General features: G+C 67.5%; 1 pseudogene. It reads right to left on the bottom strand.

Annotation, left to right across the window (positions count from 1 at the left end):
* Positions 1 to 174 precede the first annotated feature (174 nt).
* Positions 175 to 893, bottom strand: a pseudogene (locus tag RFN28_RS34640) (transposase); the annotation flags it as partial.

Below are 893 nucleotides of genomic sequence, written 5' to 3' on the forward strand. Positions count from 1 at the left end.
CTTTCTTCGCTTGGGGCTCGGCTCGGGCACTCCCCGAAGCAACCCCCGTTTGCTTAACAGCTGCAAAGACTAAGGGCGGGCCGCCGCTCAGACCACGGTCATAACGTCTAGCGACGGGAGTTCCCCACCGTGGCCCCACCCCCAGCACTGCGCAGCAGGTTGGGTCGAGACCGGCTATGACGGCGCGACCTCACGGCCGATGGCCCACAAGAAGGCGGCCATCTCGCGTGCGATCGCAGCCACGACCACCGGCGGCTTCTTGCCGGCGGCGCTGAGGCGACGATAGCGGGCGCAGAGCCGCACTTGCCCCTTCCAGGCAATATCGCGGACAGCCTTGGGCAGCCCCTCAAGCCGGGCCCTCAGGGCCTCGCTGACCCTGGCAGGATAGCGATAAGTCCATGCTGAGGGCGCGGCGGGCGCGTCGATTGCCGGCGAGCGTAAGGCTCGACCGGCGAACCGTGTCACCGGTCGAACGCTCCCCCGGGACGAGGCCGAGAAAGGCCATCAACTGCGGCGGCGTATCGAAGCGACGCACATCCCCAATCTCGGCCGCGAAGATCACTGCGACCAGGAACGAAGCGCCGCGCATGGCCTGATAGGCCTCGACGACCCGCGCCATGGACCAGGTTGGCACGACGGCGCGCAACTGCTCGTCCAGGCGGTGTAGTCGCTGAGCCGCGGCCTCGATCGCGTCGATCTTCTCCTGGAACACGATCTGCTGCGCGGTATGCTCGAAGCTCTGGCGGGCAAGCCAGCGCCGGTGCGCCAACGTCCAATGACCGCCGTTCTCGTAGATCCGCCCGTGGCGCAGGAGGAAGGAAAGTAGCTGCTGGCGTTTGCGGCGCAGGTCGTCGGCTGCGGCTTCGCGGGCTCGCACCAAGTCGCGGACAGCT

The organism is Mesorhizobium album (assembly GCF_033977205.1).
Lineage (GTDB): Bacteria > Pseudomonadota > Alphaproteobacteria > Rhizobiales > Rhizobiaceae > Mesorhizobium > Mesorhizobium album.